Origin of the sequence: Streptomyces sp. NPDC053431 (genome assembly GCF_044544925.1) — a bacterium.
Lineage (GTDB): Bacteria > Actinomycetota > Actinomycetes > Streptomycetales > Streptomycetaceae > Streptomyces.
Map to the genome: position 1 here is coordinate 114,051 of NZ_JBITXX010000019.1, position 22,076 is coordinate 136,126.

21 protein-coding genes are annotated in these 22,076 nt (G+C 71.6%); 5 read left to right on the top strand and 16 right to left on the bottom strand.

Annotated elements, in window-relative coordinates; all coding sequences use genetic code 11:
- Nucleotides 1-194 precede the first annotated feature (194 nt).
- The gene (gene argS / locus ACIGXE_RS32010; RefSeq protein ID WP_399752894.1) at nt 195-1,964 is read left to right on the top strand and encodes an arginine--tRNA ligase; all 1,770 of its coding nucleotides are present in this window, start codon (nt 195-197) and stop codon (nt 1,962-1,964) included.
- Between the two features lie 37 nt (nt 1,965-2,001).
- Here the strand turns inward: argS and ACIGXE_RS32015 are convergent, their stop codons facing one another.
- Nucleotides 2,002-3,243, bottom strand: a complete 1,242-nt coding sequence (locus ACIGXE_RS32015) for a helix-turn-helix domain-containing protein (protein ID WP_399752897.1) — start codon at nt 3,241-3,243, stop codon at nt 2,002-2,004.
- 271 nt (nt 3,244-3,514) lie between these two features.
- Between ACIGXE_RS32015 and ACIGXE_RS32020 the strand changes: the two genes are divergently transcribed.
- A complete protein-coding gene (locus ACIGXE_RS32020) occupies nt 3,515-4,201 on the top strand; it encodes a DUF4232 domain-containing protein (RefSeq protein WP_399752900.1) in 687 nt (228 codons plus the stop codon).
- Between the two features lie 2 nt (nt 4,202-4,203).
- On the opposite strand, the gene ACIGXE_RS32025 is transcribed toward ACIGXE_RS32020, so the two are convergent.
- The 7 genes from ACIGXE_RS32025 to ACIGXE_RS32055 all read right to left on the bottom strand — a co-directional run bounded on the left by ACIGXE_RS32025 (nt 4,204) and on the right by ACIGXE_RS32055 (nt 11,151).
- Nucleotides 4,204-4,476 (bottom strand): DUF1876 domain-containing protein, encoded by a 273-nt coding sequence (locus ACIGXE_RS32025; RefSeq protein ID WP_399752963.1) that lies wholly within the window; start codon nt 4,474-4,476, stop codon nt 4,204-4,206.
- A gap of 202 nt (nt 4,477-4,678) precedes the next feature.
- A complete protein-coding gene (gene hemB, locus ACIGXE_RS32030; RefSeq protein ID WP_399752903.1) occupies nt 4,679-5,680 on the bottom strand; it encodes a porphobilinogen synthase in 1,002 nt (333 codons plus the stop codon).
- Between the two features lie 141 nt (nt 5,681-5,821).
- A complete protein-coding gene (locus ACIGXE_RS32035) occupies nt 5,822-7,492 on the bottom strand; it encodes a uroporphyrinogen-III synthase (RefSeq protein WP_399752906.1) in 1,671 nt (556 codons plus the stop codon).
- The gene (gene hemC / locus ACIGXE_RS32040; RefSeq protein ID WP_399752909.1) at nt 7,489-8,475 is read right to left on the bottom strand and encodes a hydroxymethylbilane synthase; all 987 of its coding nucleotides are present in this window, start codon (nt 8,473-8,475) and stop codon (nt 7,489-7,491) included. Before hemC ends, ACIGXE_RS32035 begins: the two co-directional genes overlap by 4 nt.
- Nucleotides 8,472-9,827 carry a glutamyl-tRNA reductase gene (locus ACIGXE_RS32045; protein WP_399752912.1) on the bottom strand — a complete coding sequence of 452 codons (1,356 nt, stop codon included), beginning with the start codon at nt 9,825-9,827 and terminating at the stop codon, nt 8,472-8,474. The genes hemC and ACIGXE_RS32045 overlap by 4 nt, the downstream gene beginning before the upstream one ends.
- Nucleotides 9,824-10,603, bottom strand: coding sequence for a redox-sensing transcriptional repressor Rex (locus tag ACIGXE_RS32050; RefSeq protein ID WP_399752915.1), 780 nt, complete (start codon nt 10,601-10,603; stop codon nt 9,824-9,826). Before ACIGXE_RS32050 ends, ACIGXE_RS32045 begins: the two co-directional genes overlap by 4 nt.
- Nucleotides 10,604-10,875: 272 nt before the next feature.
- A complete protein-coding gene (locus tag ACIGXE_RS32055; RefSeq protein ID WP_399752918.1) occupies nt 10,876-11,151 on the bottom strand; it encodes a glutaredoxin family protein in 276 nt (91 codons plus the stop codon).
- A 94-nt stretch (nt 11,152-11,245) separates the two neighbouring features.
- On the opposite strand from ACIGXE_RS32055, the gene ACIGXE_RS32060 reads away from it, so the two are divergent.
- The 3 genes from ACIGXE_RS32060 (at nt 11,246) to ACIGXE_RS32070 (ending at nt 15,082) form a co-directional block, all read left to right on the top strand.
- Entirely contained in the window at nt 11,246-12,205 is a 960-nt protein-coding gene (locus ACIGXE_RS32060) for an HAD family hydrolase (protein WP_399752921.1), read from the top strand.
- 542 nt (nt 12,206-12,747) lie between these two features.
- Nucleotides 12,748-13,572 carry an ECF subfamily RNA polymerase sigma factor, BldN family gene (locus ACIGXE_RS32065; RefSeq protein ID WP_399752924.1) on the top strand — a complete coding sequence of 275 codons (825 nt, stop codon included), beginning with the start codon at nt 12,748-12,750 and terminating at the stop codon, nt 13,570-13,572.
- Between the two features lie 307 nt (nt 13,573-13,879).
- Nucleotides 13,880-15,082, top strand: coding sequence for a DUF5667 domain-containing protein (locus ACIGXE_RS32070; RefSeq protein ID WP_399752927.1), 1,203 nt, complete (start codon nt 13,880-13,882; stop codon nt 15,080-15,082).
- A gap of 96 nt (nt 15,083-15,178) precedes the next feature.
- Here ACIGXE_RS32070 and ACIGXE_RS32075 read toward each other — a convergent pair whose 3' ends face one another.
- The 8 genes from ACIGXE_RS32075 to ACIGXE_RS32110 form a co-directional block, all read right to left on the bottom strand.
- Nucleotides 15,179-16,168 (bottom strand): lysophospholipid acyltransferase family protein, encoded by a 990-nt coding sequence (locus ACIGXE_RS32075; protein WP_399752930.1) that lies wholly within the window; start codon nt 16,166-16,168, stop codon nt 15,179-15,181.
- A gap of 27 nt (nt 16,169-16,195) precedes the next feature.
- Nucleotides 16,196-17,275 carry an NAD-dependent epimerase/dehydratase family protein gene (locus ACIGXE_RS32080; protein ID WP_399752933.1) on the bottom strand — a complete coding sequence of 360 codons (1,080 nt, stop codon included), beginning with the start codon at nt 17,273-17,275 and terminating at the stop codon, nt 16,196-16,198.
- Nucleotides 17,276-17,423: 148 nt separating this feature from the next.
- The gene (locus ACIGXE_RS32085) at nt 17,424-17,522 is read right to left on the bottom strand and encodes a 30S ribosomal protein bS22 (RefSeq protein WP_003948845.1); all 99 of its coding nucleotides are present in this window, start codon (nt 17,520-17,522) and stop codon (nt 17,424-17,426) included.
- A gap of 153 nt (nt 17,523-17,675) precedes the next feature.
- Nucleotides 17,676-17,885 (bottom strand): helix-turn-helix domain-containing protein, encoded by a 210-nt coding sequence (locus ACIGXE_RS32090; protein ID WP_046910004.1) that lies wholly within the window; start codon nt 17,883-17,885, stop codon nt 17,676-17,678.
- A gap of 127 nt (nt 17,886-18,012) precedes the next feature.
- A complete protein-coding gene (locus tag ACIGXE_RS32095; protein WP_399752936.1) occupies nt 18,013-18,828 on the bottom strand; it encodes a phosphatase in 816 nt (271 codons plus the stop codon).
- Nucleotides 18,829-18,921: 93 nt separating this feature from the next.
- Complete coding sequence (locus tag ACIGXE_RS32100) at nt 18,922-20,100, bottom strand: acetoin utilization protein AcuC (protein ID WP_399752939.1); 1,179 nt, start codon at nt 20,098-20,100, stop codon at nt 18,922-18,924.
- The gene (locus tag ACIGXE_RS32105; protein ID WP_399752942.1) at nt 20,069-21,280 is read right to left on the bottom strand and encodes an MFS transporter; all 1,212 of its coding nucleotides are present in this window, start codon (nt 21,278-21,280) and stop codon (nt 20,069-20,071) included. The genes ACIGXE_RS32100 and ACIGXE_RS32105 overlap by 32 nt, the downstream gene beginning before the upstream one ends.
- Nucleotides 21,281-21,329: 49 nt before the next feature.
- Complete coding sequence (locus tag ACIGXE_RS32110) at nt 21,330-21,971, bottom strand: HAD family hydrolase (RefSeq protein WP_399752945.1); 642 nt, start codon at nt 21,969-21,971, stop codon at nt 21,330-21,332.
- Nucleotides 21,972-22,076 lie beyond the last annotated feature (105 nt).

Consider the following 22,076-nt stretch of genomic DNA (forward strand, 5'->3'; position numbering starts at 1 on the left):
GGTTCTCTCGAAGCCTTACAGGCCTGACGGCCTTACCTCAGCCATTGTCCCAGACGGAACGACGCGCTCCGAGGTTGTCCACAGGCAGAGATTCGTCCACAGGCGGAGAAAACACGTTGCTCGCCCATGGGACACTTGACAAGCGAATCAGACCACCGGGACACCCGGACACGACACAACAGGAACGGAAGCTCATGGCCTCGGTCCCTTCCCTCGCTTCGACCGTGCAGCAGCGCCTCGCGGACGGCCTCTCGGCAGCCCTGCCGGAGGCCGGTTCCGCCGACCCGCTGCTGCGACGAAGCGACCGGGCCGACTTCCAGGCCAACGGCATCCTGGCGCTCGCCAAGCAGCTCAAGGGCAATCCGCGTGAGCTGGCGACGAAGGTCGTCGACGCGATCCCGGCGAACGACGTGCTGAAGGAGATCGAGGTCTCCGGGCCCGGCTTCCTCAACATCACGGTCACCGACGCGGCGATCGTGAGGACGCTGGCGGCGCGTGCCGCGGACGCCCGGCTCGGCGTGCCGTTCAACCCGTCGGCCGGCACGACGGTGATCGACTACGCACAGCCGAACGTCGCCAAGGAGATGCACGTCGGCCACCTGCGGTCCGCCGTCATCGGCGCCGCGATGGTCGAGATCCTGGAGTTCACCGGCGAGCAGGTGGTCCGGCGGCACCACATCGGCGACTGGGGCACCCAGTTCGGCATGCTCATCCAGTACCTGATCGAGCACCCGCACGAGCTGGACCACAAGGCCGAGGGCGCGGACGTGGAGGTCTCCGGCGAGGAGGCCATGTCCAACCTCAACCGGCTCTACAAGGCCTCCCGTGCGCTGTTCGACTCCGACGAGGAGTTCAAGACCCGCGCCCGGGCGCGGGTCGTCGACCTGCAGGCGGGCGACGAGGAGACGCTGGCCCTGTGGCAGCGGTTCGTCGACGAGTCGAAGATCTACTTCTACTCGGTCTTCGAGAAGCTGGACATGGACATCCGCGACCCCGACATCGTCGGCGAGTCGGGCTACAACGACATGCTGCAGGAGACCTGCCGCCTGCTGGAGGAGTCGGGCGTCGCGGTCCGCTCCGAGGGCGCGCTGTGCGTGTTCTTCGACGACGTCAAGGGCCCGGACGGCAACCCGACCCCGCTGATCGTCCAGAAGTCCGACGGCGGCTTCGGCTACGCGGCCACCGACCTGTCGGCGATCCGCGACCGGGTGCAGAACCTGAAGGCGTCGACGCTGCTGTACGTGGTGGACGCCCGCCAGTCGCTGCACTTCAAGATGGTCTTCGAGACGGCCCGCCGGGCCGGCTGGCTGAACGACGGGGTCAAGGCCGTCCAGCTGGCCTTCGGCACCGTCCTCGGCAAGGACGGCAAGCCGTTCAAGACCCGTGAGGGCGAGACGGTGCGGCTGGTGGACCTGCTGGACGAGGCGGTCGAGCGTGCCTCGGCCGTCGTCCGCGAGAAGGCGCAGGACCTGTCGGAGGACGAGATCGCCGAGCGGGGTGCCCAGGTGGGCATCGGCGCGGTGAAGTACGCGGACCTGTCGACGTCGGCGGCGCGGGACTACAAGTTCGACCTGGACCAGATGGTCTCGCTGAACGGCGACACCTCGGTGTACCTGCAGTACGCGTACGCCCGTATCCAGTCGATCCTGCGGAAGGCGGGCGACGCCAGGCCGGCGGCCCACCCCGAGCTGGCTCTCGCGACCTCGGAGCGGGCGCTCGGCCTGCACCTGGACTCGTTCGGCGACCTCGTGCAGGAGACCGCCGAGGAGTTCGCGCCGCACAAGCTGGCCGCGTACCTCTACCAGCTGGCGTCGCTCTACACGACGTTCTACTCGGAGTGCCCGGTCCTCAAGGCCGACACCCCGGAGCAGGTCGAGAACCGCCTCTTCCTCTGCGACCTGACCGCCCGCACCCTCCACCAGGGCATGGCCCTGCTGGGCATCCGGACGCCCGAGCGTCTCTGACGCCCACCGGCGCCCCCGGCGCTCTCCGGCGAGTGGGTCACTGGGTGACCCACTCGCCCTTGTCGGGCCAGTAGCCGTACGTCGGCCGTCCTTCGATCGCGCTGGTGCGGAACGGCTGCCCGCCGTCGTCGACGCGTACCGTGCCGCGCTCGGCGCCGCTGCTCCAGTCGAGCTCCAGGTACCAGGAAGCGACGTGCTCCTCGGTGTGCACGTCCAGGTTGAGGACCTGCGGGTCGCCGGTGGCGACCTTGTACGGGAAGTCCTTCGCGGGCACCACGCGGTCCCCGTCCTGCCCGGCGACCGGCTTCACGTAGGGCCGGGGCGCGTCCAGGTCGACGTCGAAGGTCTGCGGGGTGATCCCGCTGCCGCATCCGTCGCCCATCGAGTACGCCGCCCGCTTCAGCGGTGTGTCGCGCTCCACGATCCGGACGTGCAGGGCGGTGAGGACGACCGGCGCCTGCGTCCGCCCGGTCACCGTCAGCTGGAGCTGCATGTGGCCGCCGTCGATCCCGCCGAGGGCCCGCGCCCAGCTGCGGGTGTCCTGCGGCGGGGGCGGGGGCGGGACGTGCCCGGGCGGCTGGTCGAGGACGTAGTACTGCCCGCAGGGGGCGGCCCAGTTGTACGAGCTGATGCCGGCGCTGAGGGGCGCGGGTGAGGCGGCGCTGGGCCCGCTGTTTGCGGCGTCGTCGCCGCCGTTGTCCCCGGCGCGCCCCACGAGGTAGGCGATGGGGACGGCGAGGACGACGACCGCGGCGGCGGCGAGGGCGCCCTTGAGTCGCCTACGGGAGGGGGCGGTGGGGTTGTCGGCGCCGAGCACCACGACCGACTCCACGGCCTCGGCGCCGTCGGCACCCAGGGCGGCTTCGCCGGGTCCTCCGGGTCCCCCGGACTCGACCCACGTCGGTACCGTCCCCGCCGTCGCCCTCTCCGTGCCCGTGCCCGTCCCCGTCCCCGTGCCCGCGCCCGTGCCAGTGCCCGTGCCCGGGTCCGTTCCCGTGCCCGTGTCCGTGCCCGGCGTCACCTCCGCCTTCCCGCGCTTCCGTGCCTCGTCGGCGACGATCCAGGCGCGGTGCAGCTCGACGAGTTCCTCGCGGGAGGCCCCGCACATCCGTCCCAGTCGTTCCACGGGGGCGAACTCGGCGGGAACGGCGTCGCCGTTGCAGTACCGGTGGAGGGTGGACGTGCTGACGTGCAGGCGTTTCGCGAGTGCGCCGTAACTGAGCCCGGACCGGTCCTTCAGCGCCCTGAGCAGCCCGGCGAGGCCGTTCGCCCCATCCATCGGTGTCCCCCGTTCCGCGTCCCGGGAACGCGTTCCAGGGGGTGGTCGTTTCCCCAGGTCACGGTGGTGACAGCGTTCCAGCGTCCCCCATTGTCCCGTGCCGGTTGCGGGTGGATCACGCCGCCCCGCAGGCTGCGTGTCATGCCGAACAGCCGCGTCACCGACGCCCTGGCCGTCGCGGTGCTGATCGCCTGCACGGCGGTCGTGATCGCGCTTCTCCACCACCACTGACACCACTGCCACACGCCACACACACCACGGGGGATCCATCGTGCGCACGCTCACTCGCCGTCTCGCCCTGCCCGCAGCCGCCCTCACGGCGGCGCTCGCCCTGACCGCCTGCCAGTCGGGCACGGGCGACTCGGCGGCACCCACCACCGCCCCCGCGTCGGCGGCCACCCCCTCGCAGGAGGCCTCGACGCCCGAGCAGCCGACCGCCCCGGCCACGCGGTCCACGCCGAAGCCCACGAAGGCGGCGGCGAAGTCGGCGACGCCCGCGAAGACGAGCGGGCCGAGCGGGAAGCAGCCCGGCGGGAGCGCGGCGGACGGACCCGCCCGCACCCTCTGCACGGCGGAGAACACGAAGGTCGTGGCGAGCAAGGTGAGCCGGCCGATCAACCACGTCGTCCTGACCGTCACCAACGTGGGCAGCCGTCACTGCGACGCGCTGAACGCGCCGTTCGTCGGCTTCGAGAACAGCCAGGCGCCCCTAGGGATCCTGGAGGAGAGCAAGCCGCAGGCCGTGGTGGGGCTGGCGCCCGGGGAGTCGGCCTACGCGTCCCTGGTCCTCATGGGCGAGCCGACCCCCGACACCCACGCCCGCACGGTCCAGAAGATCAGCGTGTACCTGACCGCGAACAGCGGCACGACGGTGACGGCGCCGGCCGGCACGTACGCCGACGACGGCGCCGCCGTCTCGTACTGGCAGCGGACCCTGGAAGACGCGCTCGTCTACTGAGGTCAGCGATTGATCGGGTGGGAGGGCCGCCCGGAGACCTCCTCGATCTCGACATGCGCCTTCTGCAGCATCTGCGAGGCGATGTCCATCAGCGCGCGGGCGCCGGCGATCTCCTCGCCGACCCGCAGCTGCTCCGGGTCGGAGGGGTGGCGATTGGCCCTGCCGTGGCCACGCATCTCGGTGCCGTCACTGAGCCGCACCATCGCCGCGGACCGCGTGACGTCGCCCTCCTCCTTGAACTCCATTTCGACGTGCCAGCCGACGAGTGTGTTCATCATGAGGACCACCTCCAGAGAGGTACCTGTCGGGTACCTCTCCAGGGTGCATCCGGGGACGCCCCCTCCGCGCGCCCAGCGCCCGCCGTGAGCCCGCCCGGAGCCTTCCCGGGGCCTCCCCCGAGGCCCAACCTCAGAGCCCGCGGGTCCTCGGAGCCCGCGGGTCCTCACAGCCCGCTGGTCCTCGGAGCCCGCCAGGTCCTCAGAGCCCGCGGGCGAGCTTCTGCGCGACCTCGGTCGCCCAGTAGGTGAGGATCATCTGCGCGCCGGCCCGGCGGATGCCGGTCAGGGTCTCGAAGATCGCCTTGTCCCGATCGATCCAGCCCTTCTCCGCGGCGGCCTCGACCATCGCGTACTCACCGCTGATCTGGTACGCGGCGACCGGCACGTCCACGGACCCGGCGACCTTGGCGACGATGTCCAGGTAGGGCCCGGCGGGCTTCACCATGACCATGTCCGCGCCCTCCTCCAGGTCGAGGGCGAGCTCCCGCAGGGACTCGCGCACGTTGGCGGGGTCCTGCTGGTAGGTCTTGCGGTCGCCGGTGAGGGAGGAGGCGACGGCCTCGCGGAAGGGGCCGTAGAAGGCGGAGGAGTACTTCGCGGTGTACGCGAGGATCGACACGTCCTCCTTGCCGATGGTGTCCAGGGCGTCGCGGATCACGCCGACCTGGCCGTCCATCATGCCGGAGGGGCCGACCACGTGGACGCCGGCGTCGGCCTGGACCTGGGCCATCTCGGCGTACCGCTCCAGGGTGGCGTCGTTGTCGACGCGCCCGTCGGCGTCGAGGACGCCGCAGTGGCCGTGGTCGGTGTACTCGTCGAGGCACAGGTCGGACATGATCACGAGGTCGTCGCCGACCTCGGCCCGCACGTCCCGGATCGCCACCTGGAGGATGCCGTCGGGGTCGGTGCCGGCCGTGCCGGCGGCGTCCTTCTTCTCGTCCTCCGGCACGCCGAAGAGCATGATCCCTGAGACCCCGGCCTCCACGGCCTCCACGGCGGCCTTGCGCAGGGTGTCGCGCGAGTGCTGCACGACGCCGGGCATGGCGCTGATCGGCACGGGCTCGGTCGCGCCCTCGCGCACGAACGCGGGCAGGATCAGATCGGCCGGGTGCAGTCGCGTCTCGGCCACCATCCGCCGCATGGCGGGCGTCGTCCGCAGCCGCCGCGGCCGCGCCCCCGGAAAGCTTCCGTACGAGTTCATGCCACGAGGCTACGCCCGCCCGCACGGTGCGCTTACCGACACCTTGTTGCCGCTGGACGGGGGCGACGCCTGCGGGGCGCGGCCCTCCCGGAGGAGGTCCGCGCCCCGCAGGTCACGTCACGTCAGGTCAAGCGGGTCCGGTCACGTCGTACGGCGACGTCGCGCGCCCGGACGCCGTTCGCTCGGCCGGGTCACCGGGTCGCCCGCCTCCAGCGCGGCGGCCCGCCGCCGCAGACCGAACTCGGCGAGGGCCTCGGCCAGCTTGTGGACGGACGGCTCGGGCGAGAGGACGTCGACCCGCAGGCCGTGCTCCTCCGCCGTCTTCGCGGTCGCCGGGCCGATACAGGCGATGACCGTGACGTTGTGCGGCTTGCCGGCGATGCCGACCAGGTTCCGCACGGTGCTCGACGAGGTGAAGAGGACCGCGTCGAAGCCGCCACCCTTGATCGCCTCGCGCGTGTCCGCCGGCGGCGGCGACGCCCGTACGGTCCGGTAGGCGGTGACGTCGTCGACCTCCCAGCCCAGCTCGATCAGGCCCGCGACGAGCGTCTCGGTCGCGATGTCGGCGCGCGGCAGGAAGACGCGGTCGATCGGGTCGAAGACCGGGTCGTACGGCGGCCAGTCCTCCAGGAGGCCGGCGGCGGACTGCTCGCCGCTGGGCACGAGGTCCGGCTTCACACCGAAGTCGACCAGCGCGGCCGCGGTCTGCTCGCCGACCGCCGCCACCTTGATGCCGGCGAAGGCGCGGGCGTCGAGCCCGTACTCCTCGAACTTCTCGCGGACCGCCTTGACGGCGTTGACCGAGGTGAAGGCGATCCACTCGTAGCGGCCGGTGACGAGGCCCTTGACCGCCCGCTCCATCTGCTGCGGGGTGCGCGGCGGCTCGACGGCGATGGTCGGCACCTCGTGCGGCACCGCGCCGTACGAACGCAGCTGGTCGGAGAGCGACGCGGCCTGCTCCTTCGTGCGCGGCACGAGCACCCGCCAGCCGAACAGCGGCTTGGACTCGAACCACGACAGCTGGTCCCGCTGCGCCGGGGCGCTGCGCTCGCCGACCACGGCTATCGCCGGGCGGTGGCCCTCGGGCGAGGGGAGCACCTTGCGCTGCTTGAAGACCTGGGCGATGGTGCCGAGGGTGGCGGTCCAGGTGCGCTGGCGGGTCGTCGTACCGGCGATGGTCACGGTGAGCGGGGTGTCCGGCTTACGGCCAGCCGCCACCAGCTCTCCGGCCGCCGCGGCGACGGAGTCCAAGGACGTGGACACGACGACCGTGCCGTCGGAGGCGCCGACCTCGGCCCAGCACCGGTCGTCGGCGGTGCGGGCGTCGACGAAGCGCACGTCGGTGCCCTGCGCGTCGCGCAGGGGCACGCCGGCGTAGGCGGGCACGCCGACGGCGGTGGCGACGCCGGGCACGACCTCGAAGGGGATGCCGGCGGAGGCGCAGGCGAGCATCTCCTGGCCGGCGTTGCCGTCGAGGCCGGGGTCGCCGGTCACCGCACGGACGACCCGCTTGCCGCCCCTCGCGGCCTCCATGACAAGATTGGTCGCATCCCTCAACACGGGGACACCGGCGGTTGTTGACGCCTCGTCGACAACCGTCAGCTCAGGCGTGCTCACGCCCGCGCGCGCATGGCCGCGGACGACTTCGAGCACCTCCGGCTCGGCGATCAGGACGTCCGCGCCGGCCAGGGCTTCGACGGCCCGGAGCGTCAGCAGTCCGGGGTCGCCGGGTCCGGCGCCGAGGAAGGTGACGTGACCGTGGCCGGGGAAGGCTGCGGACGCGGGGCTGGTGGTCGGGCTGGTGGGGCTCAAAGTGCTCGCTCCCCCATAAGACCGGCCGCACCCTTGGCGAGCATCTCGTTCGCGAGATCGCGTCCGAGTGCCACCGCCTCGTCGTAGGAGGTGGGTACGGGACCGGTGGTGGACAGCTGCACCAGCGTGGAGCCGTCGGTGGTGCCGACGACGCCGCGCAGGCGCATTTCGGTGACAACCTGCCCGTGACCGGGGCCGTCGGCCAGCAGGTCGGCCAGCGCACCCACGGGTGCGGAGCAGCCGGCCTCCAGGGCGGCGAGCAGGGATCGCTCGGCGGTCACGGCGGCCCGCGTGTGCGGGTCGTCGAGCGCGCCGAGCGCGGCGACGAGTGCGGCGTCGGACGCCAGGCACTCGACGGCCAGGGCCCCCTGGCCAGGGGCCGGCAGGACGGAGTCGACCGAGAGGTGGTCGACCGACAGGGAGCCGGTGAGCTCCTGGGTCCCGCCGATGCGGTTGAGTCCGGCGGCGGCGAGTACCACCGCGTCGAGCTCTCCCTTGCGTACGTAGCCGACGCGGGTGTCGATGTTGCCCCGGATCGGTACGGTCTCGATGGTCAGGCCGTGGCTGCGCGCGTACGCGTTGAGCTGGGCCATGCGGCGCGGCGAGCCGGTGCCGACGCGGGCGCCGGCGGGCAGCGTCTCCAGGGTGACCCCTTCCCGGGCGACGAGGACGTCGCGCGGGTCCTCGCGGCGCGGGATGGCCGCCAGCACCAGCTCGGGGTGCTGGGCGGTCGGCAGGTCCTTGAGGGAGTGCACGGCGAAGTCGACCTCGCCGGCGAGCAGCGCGTCGCGCAGGGCGGCGACGAACACGCCGGTGCCGCCGATCTGCGCGAGGTGCTCGCGGGAGGTGTCCCCGTACGTCGTGATCTCCACGAGCTCGACGGGCCGGCCGGTCATCTGCCGGACGGCGTCGGCCACCTGTCCGGACTGGGCCATGGCGAGCTTGCTGCGCCTGGTCCCGAGCCTCAGTGCCCTCTCGGTCATACTCGCCCTCGGTTCTTGACGTCGCCGTCGTTCAGGTCGGCCCGGCTGACAGAGGCAACCGTCTCCGGGTCGAGGTCGAAGAGTGTCCGCAGTGCGTCCGCGTACCCGGCGCCGCCGGGCTCGCTGGCGAGCTGCTTGACGCGCACGGTGGGCGCGTGCAGGAGCTTGTCGACCACGCGGCGGACGGTCTGGGTGATCTCGGCGCGCTGCTTGTCGTCGAGTCCGGGCAGCCTGCCTTCGAGGCGGGCGACCTCGCCGGCCACCACGTCGGCGGCCATGGCGCGCAGGGCGACCACGGTCGGCGTGATGTGTGCGGCGCGCTGGGCGGCGCCGAAGGCGGCGACCTCGTCGGCGACGATGCCGCGCACCTGGTCGACGTCGGCGGCCATGGGCGCGTCGGCGGAGGCCTCGGCCAGCGACTCGATGTCGACGAGGCGGACGCCCGGCATGCGGTGGGCGGCGGCGTCGATGTCGCGGGGCATGGCGAGGTCGAGCAGGTGGAGGGGCTCGGTGCGGCCGTGCAGGGCGGTCTCGACGGCCTCGCCGGTGAGGACGAGTCCGGTGGCGCCGGTGCAGGAGACGACGACGTCGGCACGTGTCAGTTCGTCGCCGACGGCAACCATCTCGACCGCGCGTGCGGCCACGCCCGTTCCGCCGGGCTCGGTGAGGATCTCCACGAGCCGGTCGGCGCGGGCGGCGGTGCGGTTGGCCACGACGATCTCGGCGACGCCGGCCCGCGCGAGGGTGGCGGCGGCGAGCGAGGACATCGAGCCGGCGCCGATGACCAGGGCACGCTTGCCGCGGGCCCAGTCGGCGACGTCCGCCTCCTGGGCGAGCTGCTGGAGCCCGAAGGTCACGAGCGACTGTCCGGCCCGGTCGATGCCGGTCTCGCTGTGGGCGCGCTTGCCGACCCGCAGGGCCTGCTGGAACAGGTCGTTCAGGAGGCGTCCGGCGGTGTGCAGCTCCTGGCCGACCGCGAGGGCGTCCTTGATCTGGCCGAGGATCTGGCCCTCGCCGACGACCATCGAGTCCAGGCCGCAGGCCACCGAGAAGAGGTGGTGGACGGCCCGGTCCTCGTAGTGCACATAGAGATAAGGGGTGAGCTCCTCGAGGCCGACGCCGCTGTGCTGGGCGAGCAGCGTGGACAGCTCGGCGACACCGGCGTGGAACTTGTCCACGTCGGCGTAGAGCTCGATGCGGTTGCAGGTGGCCAGGACGGCGCCCTCGGCGGCCGGTTCGGCGGCGAGGGTGTCGTGCAGCAGCTTGGCCCGGGCGTCCGGGGAGAGGGAGGCCCGCTCCAGGACGCTGACCGGGGCGCTGCGGTGGCTGAGACCGACGACGAGGAGGCTCATGCCGGCATCACCGCGGGCATGTCCCCGTCAGGTCCCTTGCGGCTGTCGTCCGCGGCGCCACGGGCGGCCGGCGGTACGGCGGCGGTCTCGGCGCCCGGCTCGGCACCGGGCTCCTCGCCGGCCTTGCGCTGCTCGTGGAAGGCGAGGATCTGCAGCTCGATGGAGAGGTCGACCTTGCGCACGTCCACGCCGTCCGGCACGGACAGCACGGTCGGGGCGAAGTTCAGGATGGAGGTGACGCCGGCGGCCACGAGCCGGTCACAGACCTGCTGGGCGACGCCCGCGGGGGTCGCGATGACGCCGATGGAGACGCCGTCCTCGCTGATGATCTTCTCGAGGTCGTCGCTGTGCTGGACGGGGATCCCGGCGACCGGCTTGCCGGTCATGGCGGGGTCGGCGTCGATGAGGGCGGCCACCCGGAAGCCACGGGAGGCGAAGCCGCCGTAGCCGGCGAGCGCGGCGCCGAGGTTACCGATACCGACGATCACGACGGGCCAGTCCTGGGTCAGGCCGAGCTCGCGGGAGATCTGGTAGACGAGGTACTCGACGTCGTAGCCGACGCCGCGCGTGCCGTAGGAGCCGAGGTAGCTGAAGTCCTTGCGCAGCTTCGCGGAGTTGACCCCCGCGGCGGCCGCGAGCTCCTCGGAGGAGACCGTGGGTACGGACCGCTCCGACAGTGCCGTGAGGGCACGCAGATACAGCGGAAGGCGGGCGACGGTGGCCTCGGGAATTCCTCGGCTACGGGTCGCCGGTCGGTGAGTTCGGCCAGTTGCCACGGTGCTCCTGCGGGATGAGCGGGGCTGCAGGCGGCCATGCGTCCCAGGACCGCCCCGTCGAATGCAGGCTATGTCTTTGTGAACGCGTGCACAAAGATGGTGTCCGTTTTGTCCGGCCAAAGTGACCGGGGTCACGCGGCCGGTTCGCGATGTCGTGGAACCGCGGAGCGTGCCGGAGCGTTGAGATCCCGAAGGGGGCAAAACCGCACACTCTCCTCGCTACGCCGCCCCCGGAACCCAACAAAACGTCCACGATGGTAGCCGCCTTTCGGTCAGGCACCCAGTTCGCGCCGAAGCCGCCCGGCGTCGACACGCCAGAAGGTGTGCTGTTCACCGTCGACCAGCACCACCGGAATCTGCTCCCAGTAGGCGCGGTACAGCTCCTCGTCCTGGGTGATGTCCTTCTCCTCCCAGCTTGCTCCCGTCTCGGCGCAAACGGCCTCGACGACCGCCCTGGCGTCGTCGCAGAGGTGACACCCCGGCCGGCCGATCAGCGTCACCATGCGCGGGCCGCTCTTCTTCTTCGTACGTCCGAACATGGCGTCCATTCTGCGCGCCGGGCAACAAGGGAGTTCCCCACTGTTCACACCACGGCATCCGCGCAAGTCGGGAAGGACCGAACAGACTGGCTATGCTCACCGCATGGCCGCTCAGGGATGGCTCACCCCCCGTAGGCGCTCCGCCACCGCGCGCAGCGTCCTGGCAGGCGAGGCCGCCGCCGAAGCCGCGCGCAAGACCTCGCAACAGCTCGAACAGGAGCGTGAGGAGGCCGCCGCCCAGGCCGGACTCGCGGAAGCCGCGCCCGCCGAGCCGGAGTTCCCGGTCGTCGGCGACACCGAGGCCGCCGCCTTCTTCGACCTCGACAACACCGTCATGCAGGGCGCCGCGATCTTCCACTTCGGCCGCGGCCTGTACAAGCGGAAGTTCTTCCAGCGCCGCGAGCTCGCCCGCTTCGCCTGGGCCCAGGTCTGGTTCCGCCTCGCCGGCGTCGAGGACCCCGAGCACATGCAGGAGGCCCGCGACAGCGCCCTGTCCATCGTCAAGGGCCACCGCGTCTCCGAACTGATGTCGATCGGCGAGGAGATCTACGACGAGTACATGGCCGACCGCATCTGGCCCGGCACCCGCGCCCTGGCGCAGGCGCACCTGGACGCCGGCCAGAAGGTCTGGCTGGTCACCGCGGCCCCCGTCGAGACCGCCACGATCATCGCCCGCCGCCTCGGCCTGACCGGCGCGCTCGGCACCGTCGCCGAATCGGTCGACGGCGTCTACACCGGCAAGCTGGTCGGCGAGCTGCTGCACGGCCCCGCCAAGGCCGAGGCCGTACGCGCCCTGGCCGCCGCCGAGGGGCTGGACCTCGCGCGCTGCGCCGCGTACAGCGACTCGCACAACGACATCCCGATGCTCTCGCTGGTCGGGCATCCGTACGCGGTGAACCCGGACACCAAGCTGCGCAGGCACGCCAAGGAGCGCGACTGGCGGCTGCGCGACTACCGGACCGGCCGCAAGGCGGCCAAGGTCGGCATCCCGGCCGCCGCGGGCGTCGGCGCCCTCGCGGGCGGCACGGCCGCCGCGCTCGCCCTGCACCGCCGCAGGCGCTGAACGGCCGCCGGCGCCGAAGGCCGCCGGCATCGAAGGCCGCCGGCATCGAAGGCCGCCGGCACTGAACGGCAGCCGGCTCGGCCGACCGGACACGCCGGGGCTCCGCCGGGCCGGCGCGGCGCGTCGGCGCCTGCCGGGGCCGATCATGCCGATACGTTTCGTCCGCGATCATCTGCGACAACCCGGGACCAGAGGCCCTCACCCGTACGTGGTCGAACAGCCCCGTACACGTCGACCGCCGGGCATTCACCGCTCCCTACCCGACAGCGGCCACGATCACTCCCGCGCCCCGCACTTGAGCACAAGCGACCCCTCCCCTGGTCACACTCGGAAGCAATCCGATCAGCAATCAGTCACCAAGTGCGACACGTTCCGTCTTCAAGCGATAACAGATGCGACCTAATCGATGATTTGAGCAACTGGGTGTAGCGCTGCCTGTACGAAGCGTTATTCTCCTCAGACGCACAACGGACCCTCACTTCGCGACCATGAGTGAACGGTCCCGCACTGCACGTGATGGAAGCTCTGCCTCTGGGAGTCCCGTGTACCCACACGTCGGGGTTGACGCCTCGGGCCTGGCTACGCTGCGCGCAACGGTCCTCGACCACTTGCGCGGCTTCGTCCCCACCGCGTACGCCGTCCCCGCTTTCGGCGGACCCGCCCTCGGCGGGCCCGCCTTCAGCGGACCCGCCTTCGCCGGACCGGCACCCGCCGGCCCCTGCTACGCCTTGGCCGAGAGCGGCGCCGCCGTCGGCAGACGCGGCACGCGCGGCGGCGCCGGCACCTCGACCGCCGCCCGCAGGCCCACCGCCGACAGCGACAGCGCCCGCATGATGGACCTGGTCGAGCGCGCCCAGGCCGGCGAGGCCGAGGCCTTCGGCCGCCTCTACGACCAGTACAGCGACACGGTCTACCGCTACATCTACTACCGCGTCGGCGGCAAGGCGACGGCGGAGGACCTCACCAGCGAGACCTTCCTGCGCGCCCTGCGCCGGATCTCCACCTTCACCTGGCAGGGCCGCGACTTCGGCGCCTGGCTCGTCACCATCGCCCGCAACCTGGTCGCCGACCACTTCAAGTCGAGCCGCTTCCGCCTGGAGGTGACCACCGGCGAGATGCTCGACGCCAACGAGGTCGAGCGCAGCCCCGAGGACTCCGTCCTCGAGTCCCTCTCCAACGCCGCGCTCCTCGACGCCGTGCGCCGCCTCAACCCGCAGCAGCAGGAGTGCGTGACGCTGCGCTTCCTGCAGGGCCTGTCGGTCGCCGAGACCGCCCGGGTCATGGGCAAGAACGAGGGGGCGATCAAGACCCTGCAGTACCGGGCCGTCCGCACCCTGGCCCGCCTGCTCCCGGACGACGCCCGCTGAGCGCTCCGCGCCCCCCACACGCGCCGCGCCCCGCACCGTCGCCCGGATCACAGGCCCCCCCCCCCCCCCCCCCCCCACGTCCCCACTACTCCCGTCAACTCACAGTCGGTGACGCCTCGATGACGCACTGGTCCGATCATCTTTCGCGCGTAACCCAAGTGCCGCGCCGCTCGTTGTGCGAAATGCAGGCTCCCTGTGGTCACGCCATGTCCACTTCCACTCACTCTTTCGTGTGGATGCGTTCAAGGTGTGCAACCTTCCGAACCCCCCGGGGAGTCGACCGTCATGACGAGAGGAGGTGCCGCCAGTGATCGCGAACGTTTCGGCGCACCGGCGGGCGAACGCCTTCGCCCAGGCCCTGGAGGATCGGACGTCCGAGGGCGCGGCGGCCGAGCAGCCGGACGCATCGGCCGAACCGGCCGATGCAGGACGGCTGTTGGCCCTGGCGAACGGTCTCGGCGAGCTGCCGAAGCCGGAGATGGACCCCGAGGTCAAGGTGGTGCAGCGGGCCCAGCTCGTCGCCGCCATGGAAGCGATGCTCGCGGAGGGGAGCGCGGGCGCGGGCCCTACCGTGCCGGAGCAGCGAACCGCCGGCGGCAAGGGAGCCCATCGGGCCTCCCCACTCAGGAAGTTGCGACCACGGTCGCGCTGGACCAAGGGCCTCGCCGCGGGCGGACTCACCGTCGGTGTGGCGGCCGGAGCGTTCAGCGGCGTCGCCGCTGCCAGCTCCGACGCCCTCCCCGGTGACTCGCTCTACGGGCTCAAGCGCGGGATGGAGGACATCAAGCTCGGGATGGCGGACGACGACGCCGACCGGGGCGGGATCTATCTCGACCAGGCCTCCACCCGCCTGAGCGAGGCCCGCAGACTGATGGAGCGCGGCCGGGCCGGCGACCTCGACCACGAGTCACTCGGCGAGATCCGCCGCGTCCTCGACGGGATGCGGCACGACGCCTCCGAGGGTCACCGACTGCTCCGCCAGGCCTACGAGCGGGACGGCGAGATCGGCCCCATGGCCCGGCTCAACTCCTTCGCCCAGGCCCACCGGGCCACCTGGGACGGACTGCGCGACCGGCTCCCCGTCCAGCTCACCGACGTGGGCGACGAGGTGAGCGACGTCTTCGACGCCATAGACGAAGAGGTCGAGCCGCTGCAGTCGGTGCTTCCGCGCACCCCCGAGCGCGGCTCCATCGGTTCCGGCGGCCCGAGCACGCCGCGACACAGCGCACCGGCCGACACCCAGCGCCCGCACACCTCGTCGGCGACCCCGTCCACCAACGGCGACGCCTCGCAGCCCCACCCCTCGGGCTCCGGCACCGGCACGGGCGCGCCCCAGGACGAGGGCCTGCTCGGCGGCAACACGGGCGGACTGCTCAACCCGCCGCGTACGGGCCCGAGCTCGTCCTCGTCCGGCGAGGAGTCCGGACAGCCGGTCCCGGACGTGACGATCCCGCCCATCCTGCCGGGCCTGCTGCCGGGCCTGGGCATCGACAGCAGCGACGCGAGCTAGGACACGAATGGGGCGCCCCCTGCGGGGCGCCCCATTCCCCTGCCCGAAAACGCGTCAGTCGGACGCGGAAGAAGCCGAGCTCGGAACAAGCCTGACTCAGAAGAACACCGACCGCCGCTGCACCAGCAGCTTGTACAGCGTGTGCTGGATCTGCTCGCGGACCTGGTCCGTGAGGTTGAACATCAGCATCGGGTCCTCAGCCGCCTCCAGCGGATAGCCGTCCGTCGGGATCGGCTCGCCGAACTGGATCGTCCACTTGGTCGGCAGCGGCAGCGCGCCCACCGGCCCCAGCCACGGGAAGGTCGGGGTGAGCGGGAAGTAGGGCAGGCCCAGGACCCGCGCCAGCGTCTTCGCGTTGCCCAGCATCGGATAGATCTCCTCCGCGCCCACGATCGAGCACGGCACGATCGGCACCCCGGCCCGCAGCGCCGTCGACACGAAACCGCCCCGCCCGAAGCGCTGCAGCTTGTACCGCTCGGCGAACGGCTTCCCGATGCCCTTGAAACCCTCCGGCATCACGCCGACGATCTCCCCCGCCCGCAGCAGCCGCTCCGCGTCCTCCGCGCACGCCAGGGTGTGCCCCGCCTTGCGGGCCAGCTCGTTCACCACCGGCAGCATGAACACCAGATCGGCGGCCAGCAGCCGCAGATGACGCCCCGCCGGATGGTGGTCGTGGACGGCCACCTGCATCATCAGCCCGTCCAGCGGCAGCGTCCCCGAGTGGTTGGCCACCACCAGGGCGCCGCCCTCCTTCGGGATGTTCTCGACGCCCTTCACCTCCACCCGGAAGTACTTCTCGTAGACCGGACGGAGCAACGACATCAGGACCTGGTCGGTGAGCTCCTCGTCGTAACCGAACTCGTCGACCTCGTAGTCGCCCGTGACCCGCCGCCGCAGGAACGCGAGCCCGCCCGCCAGGCGCCGCTCCCAGCGGCCCGCCCCCGGGGCCTCAGGGGCCGCCTGCGGCTCGTCCGGTGCCTGCTGCGCCGGCAGGGCCCGTACGGAGCCCTCACCGGCGCCCCTGACGGGCCTGCGGCGGGCCCGCGGGCGGTCGTCGTCGAAGGGAATGACCTTGGCGTCCGCCATCGCGATCTGGCTCCTGTTCAGCGGTGTTCAGCGGGCTGAGAAATCGGAGGAAGGAGAGGAGGAGGAAGGAGAGGAGGAATCGGGCACGAGCCGCCCGGCGAGCCGGTCCACGGCGCCCGCGAGCAGCTCCGGCGGCAACAGGCCGGGCCCCCGGCTGCGCGCGAAGTCCGCGAAGGCCTGCGCGGTCGTGTAACGGGGCGAGAAACCGAGGGTCTCGCGCATCTGCACCGTGGACACCACCCGGCCGTGGGTGAGCAACCGGATCTGCTCCGGCGAGAAGTCGGTGACACCGACCGTGCGCAGCGCCTGCCCCACCCAGGTGACCGCCGGCAGCAGCACCGGCACCGTCGGCCGGCCGAGCCGCCGCGCGCACTGGGACAGCAGCAGCACCCCGTCCCCGGCCACGTTGAACGTGCCGCTGTTCAGGGTGGCCCGGCGCGGCTCCTTCGCGGCCAGCTCCAACACGTCCATGACGTCGTCCTCGTGGACGAACTGCAGCCGCGGGTCGTAGCCGAACACGGTCGGCAGGACCGGCAGGTCCAGGTACTCGGCGAGCGGGGAGTCCACCCGCGGCCCCAGGATGTTCGCGAAGCGCAGCACGCACACCGCCACGTCGGGCCGGCGCCGGGCGAAGCCCCGTACGTATCCCTCGACCTCGACCGCGTCCTTGGCGAAGCCGCCGCTCGGCAGCGACTTCGCCGGGGTCGTCTCCGTGAAGACGGCCGGGTCACGGGGCGCGGAGCCGTACACGCTGGTACTCGACTTCACCACGAGGCGTTTGATCCGCGGCGACTTCTGGCACGCGCCGAGCAGCTGCATCGTGCCGATGACGTTGGTCTCCTTGACCGACGTACGGCCACCCGAGCCGAGCGCCGTCCCGGTCACGTCCATGTGGACGACCGTGTCCACGTCGTGCTGGGCCAGGACCTTGGCCACGGCCGGCTGCCGGATGTCCGCCCGGACGAACACCGCCGCGCCGAGCGGGTGCGGGGACTCCACCGCGTCCACGGCGATCACCCGCTCGACCTCCGGGTCCCGCTGAACGCGTCGTACGAAACGGGCACCAAGGTGCCGGGCCGCACCGGTGACGAGCACGACCTTGCCCAAGAGAAGCGCCTTCCGTCGGTCTTCCATCGGTGTTCCGCTGACGGCCACCGTAGCGCCTCCACATTTCGGCGCAATAAAAGCGTGGCCCCCCACCGGAGAACCGGTGGAGGGCCACGCCGTACGCAATACGCCGTCGTCGCGACGTCGCTTACTTCTTGTTGCGACGCTGCACGCGGGTGCGCTTGAGCAGCTTGCGGTGCTTCTTCTTCGCCATCCGCTTACGCCGCTTCTTGATAACAGAGCCCACGACTACCCTCGCTCACTTCTCGGAACATCCCCGCGCCAGCGGGGATCGGTGCGGGGCGTCTGGGCCCACACGACCTACGAGGGGCTAGCCTACCGCCCCGAGCGACCGGCTTGTAATCCGAGGGCGGATCCGGGCTTCTCGGCCGCGCGCTCGCTACGCGGTCGCCACCCCCACGAAAGACTCCCTGAGGTACTCGTGAACCGCCTGTTCCGGCACCCGGAAGGACCTTCCCACCCGAATCGCCGGCAGATGACCGCTGTGCACCAAGCGGTACACGGTCATCTTCGAGACGCGCATCACCGAGGCGACCTCCGCCACGGTCAGAAACTTAACCTCGTTGAGAGGCCTGTCGCCAGCAGCCATGACCCACCTGTACCTTCCGCACGCGACGCCCACCGGCTTCCCCTCCGGTGACTCTTCGTCGCTGCGCGCTCACGCCCAGAGTAGGGGCGGGTGGTACGAGTGGGGAAGAGGAGCTGCCATCGGCCGTTTACCGTGACAGACACGCTCGATTGAGTACATAGCGAGTGAGTGGACGGTAGTAGTCGGAGCGCACCCCGTCATCAAGCGGAACCGTCACGGACACCTGCCCCTCCGCCTCCCCGACGAACAGCGCGGGATCGTCCGTGTCGGCGAGCCCGATGGCCTCGATACCCAGCTGACCTGCCCCGCAGACCCAACCGTGGTCCCCCACCACCAGCTCCGGCAGCGGCCCCCCGGCCATCACGGCGCTTTCCAGCACCGCCCGAACCGGCAGCGGCGAGTGCGTGTGCGCTCCGGGTTCGCGCCCCGTACCCGGCAGGTCCGGCTCTCGTACCAGAGCCACCCCCCGGACGTGGTCCAGGAGGTACGTGCGTACGCCGAACCGGGTCGTTATGTCGACACATCTCCCCTGCGCCGGGGTGAGAACAAGACATCCCGCCGCCGACAAAGCGTCTGCGAGCGCGGCGTAGAAACCCAGCAGCCGGTGCGGATGCCCCGTCCCGAAGAGCACCGGAGCCCGCCGCCCCGCCGCCTCCCCCAGGCGCTCCGCGAACGCGTCCAGCGCACTCAGCGTCCGCTCCGGATCGATCACGTCCGGCCCCGAGCGATGCGCCGGATCACCCGACACCCCGCACCTGTCCGCCATCAGACGCAGCAGCTCCGCCTCGTCCCACCCCCACAGCGGATCGAGCCCGAGGGTCACCCGGGGATCCCGCGCGGCGAACAACCGGTAGCTCCGCAGACTCACCTCACGCGAGGTCGCCACCGTCCCGGCCAACCCCGCCGCCAACAGATGCGCCCGCAGCGCCCCGGTACTCAACACGGTTCGATGCTGCCGGAACCACCCGCCGACCGGGTCGAAACCCAGGGCACACCGCACTGTCGGCGTAACGGCCGCACGCCCCGTACGAACGCTTCAGGCCAGCAGACCGCGCAGCGGGAACACCGCCCGACGGGTCGCCAGGATCGCCTGGTCGAGCCGGTCCGCCGGGTCGTACCCCTCCGCCCAGTCCCGCCACCCGACCGGCCACCGCCCGTCGGTCATCCGACCCGGCCCCAACTGCCGTGTCCGCGCGTACACCTCGTCCCGCCACGAGGACGGGATCACCGACTCCGGATCCACCGGAGCGTGCGCCGCGATCCCCACCAGATGCGTCCACGACCGCGGTACGACGTCCACCACCGCGTATCCGCCGCCGCCGAGCGCCACCCACCTGCCGCCCTCGACATGCGCGTGCGCCAGCTCGTGACAGGCCTCCTGCACCGCCCGCTGCGCGTCCAGCGACACCGCCAGATGCGCCAGCGGATCCTCGAAATGCGTGTCCGCCCCGTGCTGGGTCACCAACACCTGCGGCCGGAAGTCGGCCAACAGCTCGGGCACCACCGCGTGGAAGGCCCGCAGCCACCCGGCGTCCCCCGTGCCCGCCGGCAGCGCCACGTTCACCGCGCCGCCCTCGCCCGGGCCGGCCGCGCCCGTCTCCTCCGGCCAGCCCGTCTGGGGGAACAGCGTCCGCGGATGCTCGTGCAGCGAGATCGTCAGGACCCGCGGATCGTCCCAGAACGCCGCCTGCACCCCGTCCCCGTGGTGCACGTCGACATCCACGTACGCGACCCGCTCCGCGCCCAGTTCGAGCAGCCGGGCGATCGCCAGCGAGGCGTCGTTGTAGATACAGAAACCCGAGGCGCCGCCCGGCATCGCGTGGTGCAGCCCGCCCGTGAAGTTCACCGCGTGCGCCGCGTCCCCGCGCCACACCGCCTCCGCCGCCCCCACCGACTGCCCGGCGATCAGCGCCGACACCTCGTGCATCCCCGCGAACGCCGGATCGTCCACCGTCCCGAGCCCGTACGCCTGGTCCGCCGACTTCGGATCCGCCGAGGCCGCCCGCACCGCCGCCACGTAGTCCTCGCGGTGCACGAGCCGCAGCGTCGACTCCCCGGCCGGCTTCGCCGCCACCACGTCCACCGCCCGGTCGAGCCCGTACGCCCGCACCAGCCCCATGGTCAGCGCGAGCCGCACCGGATCCATCGGGTGCTCGGGCCCGAAGTCGTACCCCGTGACAGCTTCATCCCACATCAACAGTGCGCGGCCGCTCATGACCGCCACCGTATCGGGCCTTCTGCGTACCGAACGACGTGGCATACACCACCGTGACGAGCACCAGCACCATCGGCACCAGCATCGCCCCCCGATAGCTCCACGCGTCCCCGAGCGCCCCCACCAGCGGCGAGCCCACCAGGAAACCCACGTAGTTGAAGACGTTGAGCCGCGCCACCGCCGCGTCGCTCGCCCCCGGGAACAGCCGCCCGGCGGCCGCGAAGGTCTGCGGCACGATCACGCTCAGACCCAGACCCAGAATCGTGAACCCGGCCATCCCCACCCAGGCCCCCGGCGCCGCCGCCACCACCGCGAACCCGAGCGCCGCCAGCACCGCCCCGCACCGCACCACCAGGACCGCCCCGAACCGCCGCACCCCGAAGTCACCCACGGCCCGGCCCAGCAGCGTCGTCACCATGTACGCGTTGTACGGCACGGTCGCCAGCTCCTCCGAGCTGTGCAGCACGTCCTGCAGATACTTCGCCGACCAGTTCGAGACCGTCGAGTCCCCGATGTAGGCGAACGTCATCACCAGACACAGCGGCAGCAGCAGCCGGAACACCACGCCCTGGGACCCGGCCGGCCCGTCCGTGGCCACCCCACCGGCCTCCGGCCCGCCCCCGCCGTCCACGTACCAGCGGCTCCCCACCAGCACGACCGGCAGCAGCACCGCCACCACCGGCAGATACGACACGAACAGCGACAGATGCCAGTGCGCCCCCACCCACGCCAGCGAGGCACCGGCGATACCCCCGAGGCTGTAAGCGGCATGGAAGCCGAGCATGATCGACCGGCCGTACGCCCGCTGCAGGCTCACCCCCAGCATGTTCATGGACGCGTCCAGCGCACCGACCGCCAGCCCGAACGCCCCCAGTGCCACGGCCGCCCACGCCAGCCCCGAGCCGGCCCCGGCGGCCAGGAGCGCGAGCAGCACGAGGGGCTGCGCCCAGCGCAGCACGTTCGACGGCCCGACCCGAGCGACGACCTTCTCGGTGACCACGCTCGACACACCAGCGAGGACCGGCACGGCGGCCAGGAAGACGGGCAGCAGCCCGTCCGTGATCCCGTACCGGTCCTGGATCGCCGGTATTCGGGTCACCAGCAGGGCGAAGGTGACCCCCTGCACGAAGAAGCTGACCGCCAGGGAGCCCCGCCCACGCCGCAACCGCGCATCTGTCATGGCGGCACAGCGTAGGGGCGGAACCTACCGCTTGGTAGATGGATCACCATCACAATCTGGAGCGGAGCTCCGCCATCCGCCCGAAGAACCCGGTGGCCCCCGCCAGCTTCTCCTCCAGGGTCATCGCGGTGAATCCGTACACGTCCATGCCGGCCGCGACAGCGGCCTGCACCCCGAGCCGGCTGTCCTCGACGACCGCACACCGCTCCGGTGCCACCCCCATCCGCGCGGCGGCGTGCAGAAAGAGGTCGGGCTCCGGCTTCCCCCGGCCGACGTCCTCGGCGCTGAAGACGTTCTCGTCCGAGAACCACGTGTCGAGCCCGGTCTTGCGGTGCCCGACCCGAATCCGCTCATGGCTGCCGGACGAGGCCACGCAGTACGGAATCCCCTCCGCGGCCAGGCCCTTGACCACCTCGGCGGCCCCTTCCACCGCCTCCAGCTCCCGTTCGAAGGCGGCGAAGACCCGCGCGTGGAAGACGTCGTCGAAGTCCGCGGGCAGCCGCCGCCCGGTCCGCTCCTCGACCAGCTCGTGAATCCGGTGCATGGCCGATCCCATGTAGTCCCGAACCGACTCCTCGTAGGTGGTGGGGTGGCCCAGCTCGGTGAGGTAGCCGGCGAGGATGCGGTTGGAGATCGGCTCGCTGTCGACGAGCACACCGTCGTTGTCGAAGATGATCAGGTCATAGCGCATGTCCGGATCCTAAACGCAGAAAAGCCCCGCACCAGAAGGTGCGGGGCTTTCCCACAATGATTGTTCGGCGGCGTCCTACTCTCCCACAGGGTCCCCCCTGCAGTA

Bases quoted from the DNA above. Each gene is read 5' to 3' on its own strand.
- hemC (WP_399752909.1), bottom strand. From the start codon at position 8,475: ATGACCGAGAGGGCACTGAGGCTCGGGACCAGGCGCAGCAAGCTCGCC.
- ACIGXE_RS32100 (WP_399752939.1), bottom strand. From the start codon at position 20,100: ATGAGCGGCCGCGCACTGTTGATGTGGGATGAAGCTGTCACGGGGTAC.
- hemB (WP_399752903.1), bottom strand. From the start codon at position 5,680: ATGAACTCGTACGGAAGCTTTCCGGGGGCGCGGCCGCGGCGGCTGCGG.
- ACIGXE_RS32055 (WP_399752918.1), bottom strand. From the start codon at position 11,151: ATGGACGCCATGTTCGGACGTACGAAGAAGAAGAGCGGCCCGCGCATG.
- ACIGXE_RS32060 (WP_399752921.1), top strand. From the start codon at position 11,246: ATGGCCGCTCAGGGATGGCTCACCCCCCGTAGGCGCTCCGCCACCGCG.
- ACIGXE_RS32075 (WP_399752930.1), bottom strand. From the start codon at position 16,168: ATGGCGGACGCCAAGGTCATTCCCTTCGACGACGACCGCCCGCGGGCC.
- ACIGXE_RS32110 (WP_399752945.1), bottom strand. From the start codon at position 21,971: ATGCGCTATGACCTGATCATCTTCGACAACGACGGTGTGCTCGTCGAC.
- ACIGXE_RS32090 (WP_046910004.1), bottom strand. From the start codon at position 17,885: ATGGCTGCTGGCGACAGGCCTCTCAACGAGGTTAAGTTTCTGACCGTG.
- ACIGXE_RS32025 (WP_399752963.1), bottom strand. From the start codon at position 4,476: ATGAACACACTCGTCGGCTGGCACGTCGAAATGGAGTTCAAGGAGGAG.
- ACIGXE_RS32045 (WP_399752912.1), bottom strand. From the start codon at position 9,827: ATGAGCCTCCTCGTCGTCGGTCTCAGCCACCGCAGCGCCCCGGTCAGC.
- ACIGXE_RS32105 (WP_399752942.1), bottom strand. From the start codon at position 21,280: ATGACAGATGCGCGGTTGCGGCGTGGGCGGGGCTCCCTGGCGGTCAGC.
- argS (WP_399752894.1), top strand. From the start codon at position 195: ATGGCCTCGGTCCCTTCCCTCGCTTCGACCGTGCAGCAGCGCCTCGCG.
- ACIGXE_RS32015 (WP_399752897.1), bottom strand. From the start codon at position 3,243: ATGGATGGGGCGAACGGCCTCGCCGGGCTGCTCAGGGCGCTGAAGGAC.